The organism is Hymenobacter sp., assembly GCF_036388155.1.
Taxonomy (GTDB): Bacteria; Bacteroidota; Bacteroidia; order Cytophagales; family Hymenobacteraceae; genus Hymenobacter.
Genome location: NZ_DASVSI010000149.1, coordinates 1 through 19,881 on the forward strand (window position 1 = coordinate 1; position 19,881 = coordinate 19,881).

At 61.8% G+C, this 19,881-nt stretch carries 17 protein-coding genes; 5 read left to right on the plus strand and 12 right to left on the minus strand.

The annotated features are described in order from the left end of the window. Positions 1 to 120 precede the first annotated feature (120 nt). The 3 genes from VF629_RS21340 (at position 121) to VF629_RS21350 (ending at position 4,395) form a co-directional block, all read left to right on the plus strand. Positions 121 to 1,404 carry a replication-associated recombination protein A gene (locus VF629_RS21340; protein WP_331060573.1) on the plus strand — a complete coding sequence of 428 codons (1,284 nt, stop codon included), beginning with the start codon at positions 121 to 123 and terminating at the stop codon, positions 1,402 to 1,404. A 290-nt stretch (positions 1,405 to 1,694) separates the two neighbouring features. Beyond that, on the plus strand, positions 1,695 to 3,467 hold the full coding sequence (sppA, locus tag VF629_RS21345; protein WP_331060536.1) for a signal peptide peptidase SppA: 1,773 nt from the start codon (positions 1,695 to 1,697) through the stop codon (positions 3,465 to 3,467). A gap of 106 nt (positions 3,468 to 3,573) precedes the next feature. Further along, the gene (locus VF629_RS21350) at positions 3,574 to 4,395 is read left to right on the plus strand and encodes a purine-nucleoside phosphorylase (RefSeq protein ID WP_331060537.1); all 822 of its coding nucleotides are present in this window, start codon (positions 3,574 to 3,576) and stop codon (positions 4,393 to 4,395) included. 12 nt (positions 4,396 to 4,407) lie between these two features. Here VF629_RS21350 and VF629_RS21355 read toward each other — a convergent pair whose 3' ends face one another. The 6 genes from VF629_RS21355 to VF629_RS21380 all read right to left on the minus strand — a co-directional run bounded on the left by VF629_RS21355 (position 4,408) and on the right by VF629_RS21380 (position 9,495). Next, entirely contained in the window at positions 4,408 to 4,833 is a 426-nt protein-coding gene (locus tag VF629_RS21355; protein WP_331060538.1) for a type II toxin-antitoxin system VapC family toxin, read from the minus strand. 1 nt (position 4,834) lies between these two features. Continuing rightward, positions 4,835 to 5,125, minus strand: coding sequence for a hypothetical protein (locus VF629_RS21360; protein ID WP_331060539.1), 291 nt, complete (start codon positions 5,123 to 5,125; stop codon positions 4,835 to 4,837). A gap of 19 nt (positions 5,126 to 5,144) precedes the next feature. Next, positions 5,145 to 6,002: a DUF4249 domain-containing protein gene (locus tag VF629_RS21365; RefSeq protein WP_331060540.1), complete on the minus strand. Its 858-nt coding sequence runs from the start codon at positions 6,000 to 6,002 to the stop codon at positions 5,145 to 5,147. A 135-nt stretch (positions 6,003 to 6,137) separates the two neighbouring features. Beyond that, positions 6,138 to 8,462, minus strand: a complete 2,325-nt coding sequence (locus tag VF629_RS21370) for a TonB-dependent receptor (RefSeq protein WP_331060541.1) — start codon at positions 8,460 to 8,462, stop codon at positions 6,138 to 6,140. A 140-nt stretch (positions 8,463 to 8,602) separates the two neighbouring features. Then, a complete protein-coding gene (gene trxA, locus VF629_RS21375) occupies positions 8,603 to 8,917 on the minus strand; it encodes a thioredoxin (protein ID WP_331060542.1) in 315 nt (104 codons plus the stop codon). A gap of 128 nt (positions 8,918 to 9,045) precedes the next feature. Further along, on the minus strand, positions 9,046 to 9,495 hold the full coding sequence (locus VF629_RS21380) for a hypothetical protein (protein WP_331060543.1): 450 nt from the start codon (positions 9,493 to 9,495) through the stop codon (positions 9,046 to 9,048). A gap of 182 nt (positions 9,496 to 9,677) precedes the next feature. On the opposite strand from VF629_RS21380, the gene VF629_RS21385 reads away from it, so the two are divergent. Both VF629_RS21385 and VF629_RS21390 read left to right on the plus strand, forming a co-directional pair. Further along, complete coding sequence (locus VF629_RS21385; RefSeq protein WP_331060544.1) at positions 9,678 to 10,007, plus strand: HNH endonuclease; 330 nt, start codon at positions 9,678 to 9,680, stop codon at positions 10,005 to 10,007. Between the two features lie 60 nt (positions 10,008 to 10,067). After that, a complete protein-coding gene (locus VF629_RS21390) occupies positions 10,068 to 11,123 on the plus strand; it encodes a DUF6687 family protein (RefSeq protein WP_331060545.1) in 1,056 nt (351 codons plus the stop codon). 186 nt (positions 11,124 to 11,309) lie between these two features. Here the strand turns inward: VF629_RS21390 and VF629_RS21395 are convergent, their stop codons facing one another. The 6 genes from VF629_RS21395 to VF629_RS21420 all read right to left on the minus strand — a co-directional run bounded on the left by VF629_RS21395 (position 11,310) and on the right by VF629_RS21420 (position 19,865). Beyond that, positions 11,310 to 15,026 (minus strand): AAA family ATPase, encoded by a 3,717-nt coding sequence (locus tag VF629_RS21395; RefSeq protein WP_331060546.1) that lies wholly within the window; start codon positions 15,024 to 15,026, stop codon positions 11,310 to 11,312. Between the two features lie 82 nt (positions 15,027 to 15,108). Then, the gene (locus tag VF629_RS21400) at positions 15,109 to 15,579 is read right to left on the minus strand and encodes a hypothetical protein (RefSeq protein WP_331060547.1); all 471 of its coding nucleotides are present in this window, start codon (positions 15,577 to 15,579) and stop codon (positions 15,109 to 15,111) included. A 61-nt stretch (positions 15,580 to 15,640) separates the two neighbouring features. After that, positions 15,641 to 16,900: an exonuclease subunit SbcD gene (gene sbcD / locus VF629_RS21405; RefSeq protein ID WP_331060548.1), complete on the minus strand. Its 1,260-nt coding sequence runs from the start codon at positions 16,898 to 16,900 to the stop codon at positions 15,641 to 15,643. A gap of 85 nt (positions 16,901 to 16,985) precedes the next feature. Beyond that, entirely contained in the window at positions 16,986 to 17,810 is an 825-nt protein-coding gene (locus tag VF629_RS21410) for a metallophosphoesterase (RefSeq protein WP_331060574.1), read from the minus strand. Between the two features lie 95 nt (positions 17,811 to 17,905). Then, a complete protein-coding gene (locus VF629_RS21415; RefSeq protein ID WP_331060549.1) occupies positions 17,906 to 19,285 on the minus strand; it encodes an MBL fold metallo-hydrolase in 1,380 nt (459 codons plus the stop codon). A gap of 151 nt (positions 19,286 to 19,436) precedes the next feature. Further along, complete coding sequence (locus VF629_RS21420) at positions 19,437 to 19,865, minus strand: hypothetical protein (protein WP_331060550.1); 429 nt, start codon at positions 19,863 to 19,865, stop codon at positions 19,437 to 19,439. Between the last annotated feature and the right edge of the window lie 16 nt (positions 19,866 to 19,881).

Below are 19,881 nucleotides of genomic sequence, written 5' to 3' on the forward strand. Positions count from 1 at the left end.
TGTAGCTCGCGTCCCCGCGCCGTTCGCAACCGTTGAATCGGCGCGGGGACGCGAGCTACAAAGTTCGCGCTACTTATGGCTTCTCTCTTTCCCGACGACGAACCCGCCGCTTTCACCCCGATGCCCGCGCCTGGCCCCGACGCGCCCCTGGCCGAGCGGCAGCGCCCGCGCCGCCTGGCCGACTACGCCGGCCAGCAACACCTGGTGGGCGAAACCGGTGTATTGCGCCGATACCTCAACGCCGGCCGCTTGCCCAGCCTCATTCTGTGGGGCCCGCCTGGCGTGGGCAAAACCACCCTGGCGCACTTGCTGGCCAGCGAGCTAAAACAGCCGTTTTCGGCCCTGAGCGCCATTAATGCGGGCGTGAAGGACGTGCGCGACGTCATCGACAAAGCCAAGCGGCAGCGGGGCACGGTGCTCTTTATTGATGAAATTCACCGCTTCAGCAAGGCGCAGCAGGACGCCCTGCTTGGCGCGGTGGAGAACGGAACCGTCACCCTGATTGGGGCCACCACCGAGAACCCGTCGTTTGAGGTGATTCCTGCGTTGCTCTCGCGCTGCCAGGTGTACGTGCTGGAACCGCTGAGTGCCGAAACCCTGCGCGGGCTGGTGAACAAAGCCCTGACCGAAGACGAGGCGCTGAAGCAGAAAAAGGTTGTTCTAAAAGAAGACCACGCCCTGCTGGCCCTCAGCGGCGGCGACGCCCGCAAACTGCTCAACCTCCTGGAAATCGTGGTGCAAAGCACGCCGCCCGACAAAAAGGGCGTGGTCCAGGTCACTGATGCCGTGGTGCAGCAGGTGGCCCAGCGCCCGCTGGCCAAGTACGACAAAGGCGGCGAGATGCACTACGACGTCATTTCGGCCTTCATCAAAAGCATGCGCGGCTCCGACCCCAACGCGGCCCTTTACTACCTGGCCGTGATGCTCGAAGGCGGGGAGGACGTGAAATTCATTGCCCGCCGCATGCTCATTCTGGCCAGCGAGGACATCGGCAACGCCAACCCCAACGCGCTGATGCTGGCCACCAGTTGCTTTCAGGCCTGCACCGTCATTGGTTTGCCCGAATCGGACCTCATTCTGGCCCAAACCGTGGTGTACTTGGCCACTTCGGTCAAGAGCAACGCTTCTTACATGGCCATTAGGGCAGCGCAGGCTGAGGTAAAGGCCAACGGCGTCTACCCTGTGCCCGTGCCGTTGCGCAACGCCCCCACGCGCCTCATGAAACAGCTTGGCTATGGCAAGGAATACGCCTACTCGCACAACGGCGAAGGCAACTTTGAAGAGCAAGAATTTCTGCCCGAAGCCCTTAGCGGCACCCGTTTCTACGACCCGGGCCAGAACCTCAGTGAGCAAAAGATACAAGAGCGGCTGCGGGGCTGGTGGGGCGAAAAGTATGGGTATTAGGCGGCCGGTACTAGGTAATAAGTAAGTTGTCAGACTTTTGAACGTCATGCTGAGCGCAGCCGAAGCATCTCTACTGCTACACTAGTATTGCTTACTTCTGCGGGTGAGATGCTTCGGCTGCGCTCAGCATGACGGCTTTTTACCCAATCACCTGTTAGCTGTATAGCGCGGACGCTGCCAACTGTAATGTTCACGTACGGCAGACGATGAATGAAGCAACTCAACGACCAAACCGTCTGTTTTAAAAGGCATCGGCCTACATTTACCAAGTAAAATCACCTTCTGCATCCATGGGTCAATTTTTTAAATATGTGCTCGCAACCATTGTGGGGTTGCTGGCCTTTTCTTTTCTGGGTTTTTTGCTGCTGGTTGGCATTATCGGGGCCGCTGCTAGTGCCGACGATACCAAGGAAGTAGCGGCCAATTCGGTGTTGGAGCTGAAGCTGAACGAGCCGCTAACCGAGCGCGGGCGGGACAGTAAATTCAACTTCGGCGGCAACAACGCTTCGACCGGCCTCATCAACCTGAAAGAAGCCATTGGCCGGGCCAAAGGTGACGACGACATCAAGGGCATTTTGCTGAACCTTGACATTGTGCAGGGCGGCATGGCCTCGCTGGAGGAGGTGCGCGACGCGCTGCTGGACTTCAAGAAGTCGGGCAAGTTTGTGGTGGCCTACCACGAAGTGTGCTCCGAGAAAAGCTTCTACCTCTCATCCGTCGCCAACCAGATTTACCTGCACCCGCAGGGCACGCTGGAGTTCAACGGCCTGAGCACGGAGGTGATGTTCTACAAGCGCCTGTTTGATAAGGCCGGCATTCAGCCCTACATCTTTCGGGTAGGCTCGTTCAAAAGCGCCGTGGAACCGTTTTTCCGCGAAAACTTCTCCGATTCGGCCCGATACCAGACCGTTTCGTTCCTGAATTCCATCAACGGCCACCTGATTAGCCAAGTGGCGAAGTCCAGAGGCATTGCGCCGGAGCGGCTCAAGGTCATCAGCGACTCGATGCTGGTGCACAACGCCCCCGACGCCCTGCGCCTTAAGTTGGTGACCAAACTCGGCTACTTCGACCAGGTGCAGGACTACATGCGCGGCAAACTAGGCATTGCCAAAAACAAGAAGCCCAGCGTGGTGAGCCTGAGCGAATACACGGAGAGCGAGCGCGAAGACGAAAAAGAAGGCAGCACCAGCGGCAACCGTATTGCCGTGATTTACGCCGAGGGCGACATCGTGACGGGCCGGGGCTCGGACGACAACATCGGCAGCACCAAGTTCGCCGAGGCCATCCGCAAGGCCCGGCTCGACGACAAGGTGAAGGCCGTGGTGCTGCGCATCAACTCGCCGGGCGGCTCGTCGCTCGCTTCCGATATCATCTACCGCGAAGTGCTGCTCACCAAAAAAGTGAAGCCAATCATTGCCAGCATGTCGGACGTGGCGGCTTCCGGCGGGTACTACATTGCCATGGCTTGCGACACCATCGTGGCCCACCCGAACAGCATCACGGGCTCCATCGGCGTGTTTGGCGTGCTGCCCAACATCCAGCCGCTGCTGGCCGATAAGCTGGGCATCACGGTGGACCGGGTGAGCACCGGCAAGTTCTCGGACCTGCCCACCATCACGCGCGCCCTCACCGATTTTGAGAAGCGCACCCTGCAGGGCGAAGTCGACCGCATCTACGCTGACTTTACCACCAAAGCCGCGCTAGGTCGCCGCATGCCCGTGGACCGCCTGCGCCGCATTGCCTCCGGCCGCGTGTGGAGCGGCATAGAGGCCAAAAACAACGGCCTGGTGGACGTGCTGGGCGACTACAACGACGCCCTGCAACTCGCCGCCGCCCGTGCCGGTCTCAAAGCCGATGATTACCGCGTGCAGCGCCTGCCGCGTCAAAAATCGGAGTTTGAGAACATTCTTTCTATGTTCGGCGGCAGCGACGACGACGAAGCCAAAACCAAGGCGATGAAAGCCGAGTTAGGTCCGTTGTACCCGGCCTACGCCCAATACCAGCAGCTTATGCAAATGCGCGGCGTGCAGGCGAAACTGCCCTACGTGCTGGACATTAAATAATTTATTTCGCACGGAGTTAAAGGAGGGAAGAGGAGTTGCACGGAGAGAATAAACTCCTGTGCAACTCCTCTTCCCTCCTTTAACTCCGTGCGAATTTTTAATCAAGATGCTACAACAACTCCGCGAAGCCGCTGCCTACATCCAGGCTCACTCCCAACATTTCCAGCCTGAAATGGGCATCATCCTCGGCACGGGCTTGGGCGCGCTGGCCAACGAAGTAGAGGTTGAGCACGAAATCAACTACGCCGACATCCCGCATTTTCCGCTGAGCACCGTGGAAAGCCACGCCGGCCGGCTGCTGCTGGGCCGCATGGGCGGCAAAAAAGTAGCGGTGTTGCAAGGCCGCTTTCACTACTATGAGGGCTACACCATGCAACAGGTGGCCATGCCCGTGCGCGTGCTGAAGCTGCTGGGCATCGCGCGGCTGCTGGTGAGCAACGCCGCGGGCGGCCTGAACCCCGACTTCAACATTGCCGACCTCATGTTGATTGACGACCACATCAACCTGCAGCCGGGCAACCCGCTCATCGGCGCCAACCTGGACGAGCTGGGCCCGCGCTTCCCCGACATGTTTGCGCCCTACGACGCCGACCTGCTGGCCCGGGCCGAAGCCGCCGCCCACGCCCTGGGCCAAGCGGGCACCACGCGCCGCGGCGTGTACGCCAGTGTGCCCGGCCCCATGCTCGAAACCCCCGCCGAGTACCGCTACCTGCGCACCATCGGGGCCGACGCCGTGGGCATGAGCACCGTGCCCGAAGTCATTGCCGCGCGCCACCTGGGCCTGCCCGTGTTGGCTGTGTCGGTTATCACCGACCTGTGCGCGCCCGGCCACCTCAAGCCGGTGGTGCTGGCCGATATTTTTGCCGCCGCCGCGGTGGCTGAACCCCGGCTCACGGCGCTTGTCAAGGCCGTGGTGGCGGGGCTATAGCAGCACAACCGGTCAGCCCGTGCGCAGGCCGCTGGCTTGCGCTGCGCTGACTAACCGTTGGTCGTGGGAGAAGAATATGCTTGTCGAACTGTCGGGAGCCAGCGCGCAGGCCAACTGAATGGCGTCGAGACTGCGCAAACGGAGACTGGAATGCACCACCAACAGATGTGCTGCGTGAGCAAGTATTGGTTCCGATAACGCTACCCAGTCGTACTCAGCTTGCACCTGAGAAAAAGCCGCTACTACGGCCGCAGCTTGCTGAGGCTGTAGGTCACCAAGCTGCACTTTGCGTTGGAAGGCACTGACAAATTCTACCCGCGCCAACTGCGAGAGTACGATGCGAGTCACCGGAATTAAATTATTTTCCAGCGCCGCTACTCCCGATTCGTTGGGGTCGTACAATTTCACTAGGGCGGAAGTGTCTAGGAACGCGCGCACCTCAATTGCCCTCCTGGCGGTCGGCCAGCACTTCTTCGCTCAGGGTGGGGCCTGTCATGCCGGCCGCCAGTTCCCGTGCGCGCTGCCACGACGACTGCAGGCGGAGCATTTGTTCGCTGCGAGGAGGGGTTTGAGCCAAATCAGCGGCCGCGTTGGCCGGCACAATAAAATCTCGCCGCTCATCTGATTCCAAAAAAACCACCACCACTTCTACCGGAGCCGAGGTAGGAGGAGCTGGCTCAGTTAGGTGAACCGTTCCGTTCGCATATATGCCGCGCAGGGATGTAAGCATTGCACAAGGTATGGAAAAATCACCGCACCACCTTGGTCATGCGCGTGCGGCTCAGCACCGAGAAAATGCCGATGCCGCCCTGCACGTTGCCGTAGATGGCCGACGGCTGGGCAAAGGGGTTGCCGTTGGCGTTGCGGGCGTCGCGCACCGACTGCCGAAAGCGGTAAAACGCCACGTCGGTGTGGTAGAGCGTGCTCGTGACGGTGTCGCCGGCAGCGAAGCGGTAGCTGGTGCCCACCGTGAAGGGTTTGCCGTTGAGCAGCCGGTCTTTTAAAGAATTATCTACCTCAGGTTCCTGAAGCAGGGCCTTCTTGGCGGGGTCACCCTTGTGCAGCTGCAGGCGGTAGCAGTCGTCGGGCGTGGGCGGGTCCTGGAACGTGGTGAGGAAGTAGGCCTTGCGCTCCGAGCCGGTTTTGTCGTTGAATTTATACTCCACCGAATCGATGGGAATGGGGGCCAGCATGGTGGTGGTGCTGGTGGCGCGGCGGCCTTTGGTGTCGCGCACTTCCAGGGTAAACGTGTCGCCGGGGCGGGCCACGAGCGGGTCGCGGGCAATGTGGGTGTGAAACTTCTCGCCGCTGACAGTGTCCGTGAGCACCTGGTAGTTGGGGTCGAAACGCAGGGGCACAGCCGTGCCATTGGGCATGGTGAGCGTAACCGTAACGTCGGTGGGAAGCTGCGGAATGGCGGGGTTCAGGTACGGCACCGACGAGGTGACGGTGAGGGCCGGCACTTTGCCTGGCTCCAGGTAGCACTCCACCACCAGCTCGTTGGTGTAGGAGGGCAGCGGCACGTCGATGTCGTTTTGCAGCGCTCCGCAGCCGGCCAGGGCCAGAAGAGGCAACAGGGCCGCAAAAGCTTTTGTGAAGGTTGGCATTAGCACGATAAAATCAAAGTTTGAACGCCATGCTGAGCTTGTCGAAGCATCTTGCCCGCGAGAGTAAATGATTACTTACCCGGTAGAGATGCTTCGACAAGCTCAGCATGACGGTTTTGGAGCAGGCATCAACGCTTAGAATTTGAAATTGTAAGTCAGCGACGGAATGACGGGGAACAGCGACACCTGCTTGGCCTTGAAACCGGTAATGACGTCGGTAACGGGGTCCTCCTGGGTTTCGAAGAACACGAAATAGGCGTTGCGGCGGTTGTAGGCGTTGTAAATGCTCAAGGTCAGGTCCTGGTTGCGCCGCGAGCCAATTTTGTACACCACGCCCAGGTCGAGGCGGTGGTAGGGGATGAGGCGGTAGGAGTTGCGGTCGGGGTAAATGGGCACCGGGCGCGGGTCGATGCCGGTGCGGGAGCCCGGAATGTCCTGCACGCCAAAGCGGCCGAGCGGCAGCGTCGTCAGGTTGCCCGAAGTGTAGATAAAGCTGCCCGTGAGGTCAATGCGGGCGTTGAGCTTGTGCAGCAGCACCACCGTCAGGTTGTGGCGGCGGTCGTAGTTCGGGTGGAAATCCCGGCCGAAGTTTACGCCCGTGGTGCCGCGTTGGGGCTGGAAGTTGCGCCAGCTCCAGGCCAGGGTGTAGCCTATCCAGCCGGTGGTTTTGCCGGTTTTCTTCTCCAGGTAGAGCTCGTTGCCGTAGCTCCAGCTTTTGCCGAAGATGAATTCAGCGTCCAACTCCGGGTTCACAAACAGCTGGGCGCCGTCGCGGAAGTCCACCTGGTTCTGGCCCCACTTGTAGTACACCTCGTTGGTGAGCAAGTACTTGCCCTGGCCCAGCAGAAAGCTGACGCCGCCACTCACTTGCTGCGAGCGCTGCGGCTTCACCGACAGGCGCGAGGGATACCAGATGTCCGTGGGCAGCGAGGCGCCCGAGTTCGTCACCAGGTGCACGTACTGGTACATCATGGCGTAGCTGCCCTTCAGCGACGTGTTGTCGGAGAGCGAGTAGCGGGCCGAGCCGCGGGGCTCCAGGCCGAAATACTGGTTGCTGCCGCTGCCAAAGCCGGTCAGGCGCAGGCCGCCTTCCAGCTGCAGCTTGTCGGTGGCTTTGAAATTGTCGGAGGCGTATACCGCCCCGTCCAGCCCGTAGTAATTGATGTCTGAGCCGAAGTTCACGCGGCCATCGCCGGAGTTGGCATCCAAGCGGCCCACGCCAAACTTGTGGTGCGTGAACTGCGCGCCGGCCTTGAGCACGTGGCGGTCGTCGGGTTTGTACTCGAAATCGGTGCGGGCGCTGTAGTCGGTGATGCGCGAGCCCAGCCCGAAGCTGAACTGGTCGAGCCGATTGGTGAGGTCGTACTGGTAGTCCGACGCTGATACAGTGGTATTGACGAACAGCTTGGGCGAAAACACGTGGTTCCAGCGCAATGCGCCCACGGTATTGCCCCAGTTGAAGTTAAAATCGAACCCGCCCGGGCTGTTGAACCCGAACACGTCGCGCCCCAGGTAGCCAGTCAGAAACACCTGGTCCTTCTCGCCCAGCGGGTAGTTAGCTTTGAAATTGAGGTCGTAGAAATGGTAGTCGGGGATGGGGTCGTATTCGGCATTGCCTTCGTTGGCCTTGTTGAGCGCCCGGGTGAAGATGTCGAAATACGTGCGCCGGCCCGACACAATGAACGAGCCCTTGCCCTTGTTGATGGGCCCCTCGTAGGTGAGGCGCGACGAAATCAGGCCCACGCCGCCGGTGGCCACGTAGTGCTGCCGGTCGCCCTCGCGCAGCTTCACGTCCACCACCGACGACAGGCGCCCGCCAAACTCGGCCGGAAATCCCGACTTGTAGAGGTCCACGCTTTGCACGGCATCGGAGTTGAACACCGAAAACAGGCCGAACAGGTGGTTGGGGTTGTAGACCAGCGCGTTGTCGAGCAGCACCAGGTTTTGGTCGGAAGAGCCGCCGCGCACAAACAGGCCACTGGTGCCTTCGCCGCCACTTTGCACGCCGGGCTTGAGCTGCAGGGTTTTCAGAATGTCGACTTCGCCAAACAAAGCGGGCAGCAGCTTGGCCTCCCGAATGCTCACGCGCTCGACGCCCATTTGGGTGGATTTGAGCTTCTCTTCCAGCGTCACGGAGCCTTCCACCACCACTTCGCCCAGCTCGTTGCCGCTTTCCTCCAGCGTGAAGGACAGGCGTTGGTTGCGGTTTAGGTTTACCTCGCGGGTGAGCTGCTGGTAGCCCACAAAAGCCACCACAATGCTGTGGCGCCCGGCGGGCAGGAGCAGCGAAAAGCGCCCGAGGGAGTCGGCCGCCGTGCCGGTGTTCAGCGCGGGCACGGCCACACTGGCACCGGGTAGGGTTTCGCCCCGGGCGCCCCGCACCGTGCCGCTTAGTGTGAATCGGGCCGCATCCTGGGCCCAGGCCCCACTGGGCCAACCCAGCCCGACGAATAAAACCAATAAAAAGTAACGCGCAGAAGTACTAAAAACCATAGGGTAGCAAACGGATGATGCGCAAAGGTACGGTCATGCCCAACGCCTTACCTCTTCGGATAGTTTGCTGCCTGCCCGGGGCTCCGCGCGGGCGGATACCCCAATGACTACGGCTTGCCCACAAAAGGCTGCAAGGCCTGCGCAATTTGGGCGGCGGGCACCACGCCCGCCTGCCGCCACACCGGCTTGCCCTGGTGGAACAGGATGAGCGTGGGGATGCTTTGCACGCGGTATTGCTGGGCCACGGCCTGGTTGCGGTCCACGTCGATTTTGATGACGCGGAGCTTGCCGCCGTGCTGGGCGGCCACTTGCTCCAGAATGGGGGCCATGGTTTTGCAGGGCCCGCACCAGGTAGCATAAAAATCGACCAGGACGGGCATGCCCGGGCTGTTGATGAGTTCGGGAAAGGACTTACGAGGCACGACGAACACGAAAAATAAGTGAGCACAACGGGCGCCCAGCGGCAGCGGGCGTGCTACCTAAACGAAAAAAGCCCGGCACGTGGCCGGGCTCTGCTTGAATTCGACGGTAAAAAGCGGTGGGTGCCGCCTTACTTGTTCACGATGGTGACGTCGTTGCCCACTTCGGGGAAGACGAACCGGCCGCCAACGGCTTTCACGCCCTTCACCTGGCACTCCCAGGTGTAACGCCCAGGCGCGGCCTGGGCCGCTTCGCCGGTTTCGCTCTTGAAATAGTCCGGGTCGGAAGGGTCGGTGGGAAACAGCACGTCAATTCCGGTTTGGCCCTGCTTCAGCTCCTTAACCAAGAGGTAGTCTTTGCCGGTTTTCTCGCTGTGCACCACAAAAGTGGCGGTGTAAGGGCCCAACTGGCCGTATTTATCTAAGATGCCGAGTTTGATTTGGGCCGTGGTGCTCACCATCCAGGTTTGGGCCTGGGCCGAGGGAGCCGCGCCAAATAGCAACAGCGCCACCAGTGCGCCGCCCACCCGAGCCGCCCAAGAAGGCTGCTGTGTGGGAAATAATGTGGGTACAGTTATCATCACAGAAGAAAATGGGTGAAGAGGGGGTGAAGAAATAATGAGAATAAGGAATTAATAAAACAGCGTGAGTCAGCACACTACAGGCCAAGATAGGGTGCTGAAATTGAATGCGCAACTTGCACTAGCCAAGTGGTGTTTATTGAAGCACCAAAGCAACCGTTACGTCCCCTGTTCTGCGGCCCATGGCGAGAAAGCGTGCCCACATATCTACTTGGCCGGAGGCCAGCGCCACCACTGTTGCCACGCCGCACTGCGGCCTTTGCGAGCGGGAGGTGCAAGCCACCTCGCGCCACCACCTGGTGCCCCGCGAGGAGGGCGGCCGCTACGGCCCCACCGTGGACCTGTGCCAACCCTGCCACAGCAGCGTGCACCGCTTTCTGAGCAACCGCGACCTGGCGCGGCGCTACCCGTCCGTCGAATCCCTGCGCCAGGCCGACGAGCTGCAAACCTACCTGCACTGGATTCGGAAGCAGCGGGTGGAGCGCATCAGCAACCGGCGCGGCCGCCGCTAGTCGGCCGCTGGCAAAGAGCTCCAGCGTTCGGGAAAGGCAATTTCGACGCAGCTTTGCCGCATGAACCGCTATTTCGTGCCTTTCGCCGAGCTTCGGCAGCAGCCCACCATCGTCGTCGACAGCGTGGGGCTGGGGGCTGCCCTCACGCTGGCCCACTGGCGCGGCGCCGCCACGCCACCCGCGCTGCGCGACGACACCAGCGCCGGGGCCGCCCTGCGGGCTTTGCACCGCCCCGAAACACCGGGCCTAGCAGCCCAGGCCGTAACCGCCAACCATTTTGACGTCGACGGATTCGTCGGGGTTTGGAGCCTGCTGCACCCGGAGCTGGCCTTGCAGCACGAGGAGTTGCTGCGAATGGTGGCCGTGTTGGGCGATTTCCGGGAAGTCAACTGGGCGCACCCGCTGGCCGACGATGCCATGAAGCTGGTTTGTTGGCTGAATGCGGAGGAAAAGGCGCGCTTCTACGAGCCGTTCGGCGCGCCGGCCCGGCGCCGGCGCGAGGACGAGGCTTCTGCTGAAAAGTTTGCGTGGTTTCTGCCGCGTTTTGCGGCCGTTTTGCAAAACCCCGATGACGCCAGCGCAGCGTGGCAGCCGGAGTACGAACGGATAAAAACGGCCGTGGCAACCCTGGAAAAGCAACTGGCTCCGCGTCGCAGCTATCCCGCAATTAGCTTGGTTGCTATCGAAGCACAGGAGCCGCTGCCGTACTATGCGCTGTTTGGGCCAACGGCCGGGTTCGACATCGTACTGAGTCTGTACAACGGCAACCGCTACGAGCTGGAATACAAGTACACGACGTGGGTCGACCTGGAAAGCCGGGCCACCTTGCCGCGTCTGGCGCTGGCCCCCTTGGTGCAGCGGCTAAACGAACTCGAAACCAGCGGCCGGACCTGGGCCGCCGACGGCATCACCGACACCGGCCCGCTGCTGCGGCTGGCCGGCAAGAAGCTGACCAAAGCCGAGCGCTACGCCGACCCCGATGGCCGGCCTATTTACACCTCCTCCATTTCGCCAGAGACGATGGAACAGGAAGTGGTAGCTTTTTTTCAAGCAGGTTATGCCGGCGTGAAGGCCCGAAAATACTGGACCTGGCCCGAGATGAAAGCCGCCAGCTAACAACTCAGCCCCAGCTAGACTCTGGAGACAGTTGGAATAAAGGCGGTTATGCTGAGCGCAGCCGAAGCATCTTTATCTTTACCGCGCAACTTATCAGAGTTAGTGCTGCGGTAGAGATGCTTCGGCTGCGCTTAGCATGACCGGCTTTACGGTTTCATGCCTACTCTCCTCACAGCCTAATACCCGTTACCGAACCGCGCAGCTGGTCTCATCGCCCATTACGTCCACCACGTGAACGGAGCTGTTGCCGCCCGCGCCGGGCCGCACCCGAATTTGGGTACTGATGCGGTCCTTGAGGCCAGAAACGTGGGAAATGATGCCAATCATCTTGCCCGAGTGCTGCAGCCGCTCCAGCGCGTCGAGGGCAGTGTTCAGCGCATCGGGGTCGAGCGTGCCAAAGCCCTCGTCGATGAACAGCGACTCGATGCGGGCCTTGTGGCCGGCCAACTCGCTCAGGCCCAGCGCCAAGGCTAAGCTCACCAGGAAGCTTTCGCCACCCGAGAGCGAGGCCATGGGGCGCACCGTATCGGCCTGGTCGTGGTCCACGATTTGTAGCTCCAGGTTGCGGTGGGGCGTTTTGAGAATGGTGTAGCGCCCGGTAAGCTGGCGCAGGCGCAAGTTGGCCAGTCGGGCCAGGTGCGTGAGCGTGAGCCCCTGCGCAAACTGGCTAAACTTGTCGCCCCGGGCCGAGCCAATCTGCTCGCTCAAGTCCTGCCACCGCTGTTCTTCCAGCTGGCGCTGCTGCAGTTCGCGCAAGCCGTCGGCCTGGATTTGGCGGGCCGCATCGTCTTGGCTGAGCTGGTTGCTCACGGCGCCCAGCTTTTGCTGCAGCGTGTCGTCGGCCGCCGAAAGCGCGTTGAGCTGGGCCGTTAGTTCGGCAGTCGAGTGGGGAGTGAGGCCGGCCTCGGCGTGGCGATGTTGCTCGGTGGTGAGGTCGGATAGGCGGCGCGCGGCGGCGGCTTGGGCCGTGAGGTGTTCTTGGCGGCGGCGGTGCAGGCGTTCGGCTTCGGTCTCGGGCAGCAACAGCGCCTGGGCCTCGGCCGCAGTGGCCAGGCCCGCCGCCGCAAGGGCCGCGGCTAGTTCGGCCTGGCGGTCGGCGTGGGCTGTGCGGTGCTGCACCAGCTGGGTTTGCAGCGAGGCATGGGCGTTTTGCTTGATGGCCAGTTCCTGCTGCTGGCGGGCCAGCTGGCTTTGCGCCGCTGTCGAGGCATCGGCCAGTTTTTGCGTGGCTTGGCGCAGCTGCTCGGCTTCGGCGCTGGGGTCGGAGCCGGTGTAGTAGGCGCGGCGGGCGGCCTGCTGCTGCTCAAGGGCCAGGTGGTCGGCTTCAAGCACGGCGGCGGCGGCGGCCAGCTGTACTTTATTACGCTCCAGCTCCTCGGCGCGGGCTTTGTGCTCGCTGGTTTTCTCCAGCAGCGTTTTGCCCAGCTGGGTGAGGGTGTTTACCTGGGCTTCGTACTCGTCGGCGCGTTCCCGCAGGGTGGCCAAAATGCCGTCGTAAGGTGGCCGAGCGGGCAAAGTAAGCTGGTGCGGACGCAAAAAATCCTGCACGGTGCTCTGGAATATTTCGGCCTGCTCCTGCCATTCCAGCAGCTCCTCCTCCAGCTTGGCCAGCTCCTGCTCGATGGTAGACTTACGCTCTAGCAAGCGCGGAATCTCGCGCTGAGCGGCCCCGGCCGCTTCGCCGGCTTGCGAGTATTTCTCCCGCAATTCGGTCAGCTTTTCATCGAGCACGGCTAGGCAGCGGCGGTCGGCCACGGCGGCGGCCTGTTGGGCAGTGGCAGCGTTCAGCAGAGCCCGGAGCGAGGCGGGGTCGGTGGGCTGGGCGGGGGCTGGCACCAGAGCCGCCGCCAGCGAAAACACTTGCCGACGAGCCGCTTCGGCCGCCACTGCCGCGTCTTGGCGCAACTGCTGGCGTTGGCGCCGCTCGGTTTGGTGGCGCGTGCAGGCGGAAGAGGCGCGGCGCAGTTCCTCCTCCAAGGCAGTCAGGGCCTGCTGCTGGCGAGTTACGCGCTGTTCCTGCTCGTCAAATTCCGCCGCAAAATCGGCCGCAAAGGCGTGCTCCGAAGCCCCGCACAGTGGGCATGGCTGGCCGGGCTGCAGGTGCTGGCGGTGGGCGTTGAGGTCGGCCAGGGCTTGCTGGGTGCGGAGTTCGCGGCGGTAGCTTTCCAGCAGCTGCTGGCCGTCGGCCCGGCGGGTTTCCAGGTGCGCTACGGCCGTTTCGGCCGCCGCCAGGGCAGGGGCTTCCTGCTCAATCTGGGCATCCAGCTGCTCCACTCGGGCCTGTTGCTCCTGCACCGCTTCGGCTTTGGGCAGAAGCAGTTGCAATTGCTGGAGCTGCGTGGTGAGGTCGTCGGCGCGCTGGGCCAGGGCCGCCGCGGTGGTGCCGTGCAGCAGGGCGTCGCGCTCGGTGCGGCAGGGCTGGCCTTCGTCCTTGATGGCCTGCTGGCGGGCCAGCGCGTCCGTTTCCAGGCCTTGTTGCCGAAGCAGGTCGGCGGCTACTTCGCGTTGGTTTTTGCGCAGCTCGGCCCGGCGCGCCTCGCGGGTAGCAATTTCCCGCTGGGCGCCCTGCAAGTCAATTATTTCCCGGTCCAGGGCCAGCACTTGGTTTTTCAACTCTACCTCGGCGCTGTGGTCGATGAGCCAGCTTTTCAGTAGGGCGTCCTGGCTTTGCAGGGCTTCGATTTCGGCCGCCTGCTTGCCCAGGGCTGCTTCGGCTTCTTGGTTGGTGTGCTGAGTGTTGTCAAATTCCTGGCGCTTCAGCGTAAGCTGCCGCTGCGCCGCCGCAATCTCGGCGTCCTGCTGCTGAGCTTTTCTGAGCACGGGCCGGAGGCGGTTTTCCTCCACCAGGGCCAGGGCGTGCGCCGCCGTGGCGACGCCGTGCGCGGCCTCGGCGGCCGTGGTGGCCTCCGCCAGCACGGGCAGCGACTGCTCCAACTCGCGCAGCTGCGCGGTGTCGTTGTCCATCTCGCGCTGGGCGGCCGCCACCAGGGCCAGCGGCTTCGCCAGGGCCGCCGCGCGGGTGTGGCCGTCGAGCCGGGCAAAATCGGGCTGCAGGGCTTCGTCGTCGGCACGGAGTTTTTCCACCTCGCGGGCCGTGTCGCGCAGTTGCCGGTCGAGCTGGTCCAGAATAGTACGCCAAGTCAGGCACACGTTTAGCTCCTGCTGCTCCTCGTAGTGCTGCTCGGCCTGCTGGTGCAGCACCTCCAATTGCGCTTCCAGCTCGGCGCGCTCTTCTTCCGACAGCAGCCGGGTGGCGTCCAGCTTGGCGCGCAGCAGCCGGGTTTTCAGCTCTTCTTCCTTGGCTTTTTCAAACGCCGCCACCGACAGCCGCGAGTAAATGCCCACATTGGTCATCTTCTCGAGCAGGGCGCTGCGCTCTTTTTCCGGCGCGTGCAGGAAGCGCGCAAACTTGCCCTGGCTCAGCAGCACCGATTGCTCAAACTGCCCGAAGTCGAGGCCCGACACTTCGCCCACCCGCCGCGGCACGGCCTCCTTGCCGCTCACCACGGCAACGTTGGACGGGCTCATTACCAGCGTCATGGCGTCGGCGTTCAGGCTGCCTTTGTCTTCGCCGCGCACTTTACGCTTCACTTCCCAGCGCGAGCGGTAGCGCACCCGGTCCACCTGGCCGGTGTCGGGGTTGGTTTCGTGCACTTCAAACTCCACTTCCGAAAAAGCGTCCTTGGCGTGGCGGCTCACCATCTCGCCCACTTGGCGGTCGTGGCGCGGCACGCGGCCGTAGAGGCCCACCGAAATGGCGTCGAGCAGCGTGCTTTTGCCCGCGCCCGTGGGGCCCGTGATGGCGAAGAGCCCCGTGTCTGCCAAGGGCGTTTCATCGAAGCGAATCAGAAACGGACCGGGCAGCGAATTAAGGTTAGCGAAGCGGACGCTGATAATCTTCATAACATAAAATTACGCCCGCGGACACCAGATGCTTGCTGGTGGCGCGGGCGTAAGAACAATTTCGGGGATAAACCGTGCCGCCTTACTTTGCCGGAGCAGCAAGGGCTTTCTGCTGGCGGCGGGCGTCTTCGGCTAGGTAAAAAGTGGCTTCTTGCTGATAGGGCTGCATGTCCCAGCGTGATTGCGCCCGGCCCAGGCTGACCAGTGCCGTTTGAATGGCTTTGCGCTGCTCGGGCGTGCAGAAGGAGCTGGTCGAGTCGGCGAGCATGGCGGTGTGGAAGCGGTCGAGCTGGGTTTCCACCTCCGTCACTTCCGCGGCGCCTTTCTTGGGCAGCTGGTCGGCCGGGGTGCGCAGCATGGCAAACGAGTGGCCCCGGTAGGTGGAGGTGGTAGCCACCGGCAAGTCGGACTTGGCGTCGTTGTTGCGGCCAGCGGCGCGTGCCAAGCCAATGCCCGCGCTGATGCCGTGCACCAAATTGGCCTGGGCCCAGGCCTGGGTAGTGGTGCCCAAAAGGGTAGCCAACGCAATGATAGGAAGTAGGGATTTTTTCAAGGAATGCAATAAAAGGAGTGATAAATAAGGAGGTAAAGCAACGGAAATAAGATTGGTCAGCTCAGTCGGAAGTACCGCCCCAGGCCAGCGGGTCGCTTTCTGCCAAGAGCTGGCGCAGCTCGCCAAACGTGGCGGTGAGGGCCGCGGCGCGCTCGGGCGGCAGGCCCGCCACGCGCCGGCCGAATACTTCGTCCACGGTCAGCTCGTGCAGCAGCGCCAGCGGCACCGTCGCGTCGGCCAAGTCGGGCACTTCGGTGGCGCGCTGGTGGCGCACGCCTTTGGGGGCCAGTACTTGGGCTTTCTGCAACTGCAACACGGCTTGCACGCGGCGCTGCACTTCGGCGGGCGCTTCGTCGGACCGCACCAGCACATCGGCCCAGGCCACCAGTTGAAACGCGGAATTGTCGTAGGCCAGGATGTCGGCCTCCACCTCTTCCAGCGTGCCGTGGAAGCGCTGCAAGCGGCGCGTAACCGGCACTGGCAGGGACGTAATGGTGGGGGCGCCGGCTCCTCTGAACTCGAGCAAAAGCACTTGCTGCTTATCGTCGGCTTCGGTGAACGAGAGCGGCACCGGCGAGCCCGAGTAGCGAATGTGCGCGCGGCCGCCCACCACTTGCGGGCGGTGCAGGTGGCCCAGGGCCACGTAGTCGAACGCCGCCGGGAAATGCTCGGCGCCAATCAAGCCCAAGCCGCCGATGTGCACGTCGCGCTCGGCGCCTTCGCGGGCTTCGCCGCCGGCGGCGTACAAGTGGCCGGTGGCCAGCACGGGCACGTCCTGCTCGCGCTGGCGCATCACCGCTTCGCACTCAGCCAGGGCCGCATAGTGCCCGGCAATGCTCTGGCGAATGCGAATCTGGCGGTCGTCCAGCGTCTCACCGGCCACGGCCAGGCGAATGTCGCGGTCGCGCAAGAAGGGCACGGCGCATACCACCAGCCCCGGCCGGCCATCGGCCCCGTTGAGGTGCAGCACCTGCTCGGCGGGGTCGGCGGGTACGCCGCCCACCACGTGAATGCGGAGCTGGCGCAACAGTTGCCGCGAGGCGTTGAGCATGGTGGGGGAGTCGTGGTTGCCGCCCACCACCACAATGTCGCGGCAGCCGGTGGCCTGCATCTTCACCAAGAAGGTATAGTACAGCTCCTGCGCCGTGTACGACGGCGTTTGGGTGTCGAAAATGTCGCCGGCTATCACCAGCACCTCAATGCCTTCCGCCTTCACCGTCAGCAGCAGCCATTCCAGGAAAGCCTGCTGTTCGGTGGTGCGTTCTTGGCCCGTGAGGAAGTGCTGGCCAAGGTGCCAGTCGGCGGTGTGAAGGACGCGCATGGGGTTAGGATAATCTCAAAGATACCTAGGCGGCGAGGAAAGAGAAGAATCGAAAAAATAAGAATATAGCTGGGAAAATAGGCGGTTAAACAGGGAAATTGAAAACGGCTATTTCCGCTCGGGCTCCGAATCGGGCAGGTATCGTGCTGGTCCCTATTCCTTTTGAAACATAGAGTCGGCATGTGTCAAGCTCATACCAACCTTTCAAGTATCTCCCGCTTCCTGGTGGCCGGAAAGGCGCGTAGCCCAACAGCGTTATTTGCCCCCCATGCGTGTGGCCTGACAAAATGCAGTCAATAGGTAAGCCCTTGTGGGCCAATGATGCAACGCGGGTGCTGTATTCGGGGCAATGATTCAGCACTACATGGTAGTCGCTCGATTGGAAGTTCTCTATTGCTAGTTCGAAGTTGGAGTTGCCCCCTATGTAATCGTCTATCCCGATGATGGATATTGTTTTGCCGAAAAAGGCGTACTGCTTGGTTTTATTAATTAGTAATGTGCAGTTGTGTTGCTCGTAAATAGTTGTCAACTGAGTTAAGTCAATTTTACCCCAATACTCCCAATTTCCCAGAATAGCCACCTTCTGAATATCTTGGTTAATCAGTTTCAGAAAATCACTAAGCAATAATGTTTTATCCGCTTCGTCTACGGCATCGCCCGTTATTAAAAGAAGGTCAGGGCGCAGCTCGTTAATCTTTTTGGTTAAGCGAATTATTTGGGAGTCTATGGATTGCAGGTGTAGGTCTGAGAGTTGAATAAGCTTTATGTTGCGGGTGCTTGCATTAGAAGCGTGGAAATAAAACTCATTGATTTCGAAGAAATGCTTCTCGGCCCAAAACGCGTCTGCTGCAACCGTCCCGGCTGATATGGCTAAGCCATACTTGATAAAACTTCGCCGGGACTTTAGCACCAATTGAAATGAAGTAGAAGATTTAGTTTAGACTTACAAAGCCTCGTTACACCCGCATTTGATTTGAGTGCACTGATGCACAATGCCTGTGGCCACTAGTGTACCGCCTGCTTCTGAAACTCGGTAATGGCCTCGCCTAAATCCAGCACCTCCACGCCGGGCAGCGCTTGCTGCACGATGCTGGCCCCGGCCGCCGAGCGGTAGCCCCCTGCGCAGTGGATGAGCACGGGCTTGTCGGTCGGGATTTCGTGGGCGCGCTCGCGCAGCTCGGGCAGCGGAATGAGCAGGGCATTTTCAAAGATGGGCACTTTGGCCTCGGCGCGGTTGCGAATGTCGACGATGGTGAAAGCCTCGGGATGCTCGCGCACCTGAGCCACATCGACGACAGGGGAGGTAGCTGGCAGGGCCGTGGGGGCCAGCAGCGCGCCTTTGATGGTGCCCTCGTAGCCGATATTGGCGGTTTTGCGCACCACCGTGTCCAGCGCAATATTTGTGTCAGCCAGCAGGTAGAACTTCTCGTCGGGGCTAACTACCGAGCCCAGCCAGGTTTCGAATTTGCCGCCGTCCTGCAGGTTGATGGCGCCGGGCAGGTGGCCCGCGCGGAACTTGGCCGCCGGGCGCGAGTCGATGATGAGGAAGCCGGGCTCCAGGGTGGCGGTGCTGCTCAAGTGCGGCACGGCCCGGATGCTGTCTTCGAAGCTGGGGGCGCCCAGTTTGTTCAGCTTCACGTCATGGCCGAAGTACTTCGGCACGAAGGGCTGGTCTTCGAGCAACACCCTGATGAATTCACCCTCCGACATGGGCTGCAGGGCATAGTTGGTCTTCAGCTCCTTGGCAATGGTGCTGTCGAGGTCGGGGCTGGTGGTTTTGCCGCAGAGGCTGCCGGGGCCGTGCGCGGGGTACACGCGGGTGGTGCCGGGCAGGGTCATGAGCTTGTTGCGGGTGCTGTGGTAGAGCTGGGCGGCGAGCTCCTCGCGCTTGTGGCCGCCCACGGCTTCTTCCTCGCGGAGGTCGGGCCGGCCCACGTCGCCCACAAACAGGGTGTCGCCGGTAAACACGGCGCGGCTCTGCGCCAATTCGTCCAGCAGCAGGATGCTGATGCTGTCGGGCGAGTGGCCGGGTGTGTTGATGGCGTGCAGCTCCACGCTGCCCAGTTTGATGCGGTCGCCGTCGTCGAAGGCTTTGTGGGGGTATTTGGCCCCGACCAGCCTGCTGCAGTAGATGGTGGCCTCGGTTTCTTCGGCAATTTCCAGGTGCGACGACACAAAATCGGCGTGCGGGTGCGTCTCAATCACGGCAATGACGTCGGCCTCGTGCTCGTCGGCAAAATCGTAATACGGCTGGGGGTCGCGGCCCGGGTCGATGATGACGACTTGGCGGCCGCAGCGTACGGCGTAGCTCGCGTGGGCCAGGCCCTTGTCGTAAAACTGCTGGATTTGCACGGCCGAGGCCGTGCTACTGGGGAGGGGAGGCATGGGGGAAGAATTAGGACCAAAACAGCCGGGTGGCTTGGCCAAATATAAGCAAAGGCCGTCACGCGTCGAATCGTTGAGGTTGAGCGGAGGACGCAAAAAAGCCCCCGCCGGGTGGGCGGGGGCTTTGGGTAGTTGGGGCTTGGCCGAAGAACTACGCTTTGGTTTTGGCCTTCATTTTGCCGCCTTTGGCGTGGCCGCGGTGCTCGGCTTTCAGTTGGCCCATTTTGGCGTATTGTTCAGGCGTCAGGATTTGCTTGAGCTGCGCGTTGTACTTCTCGTGCGACGCTTTCATCTCGTTACGGCCGGCGTTTTTGTCGGTGCCGTACTTGGCTTTGAAGGCGGCCGTTTCCTGCTGGCGGGCCAGCATCAACTGCTCTACTTTGGCTTCCTGGTCGGCGGTGAGGCCGAGTTCCTTGGCCATCTTGGCGGCTTTGTGGTCGGCTTTCTGGGCGGGAGTTTTGCGGTCGCCCTTGCCTTTTTGGGCCTTCATGGTGGTGCTGGCGGCGGGTGCGGTTTGGGCAAAGCTGGTGCCGGCAGTGGCAAAGGACAAGGCAGCGAGCAGCATCAGGGTCTTTTTCATGATTCTAGGATATAGG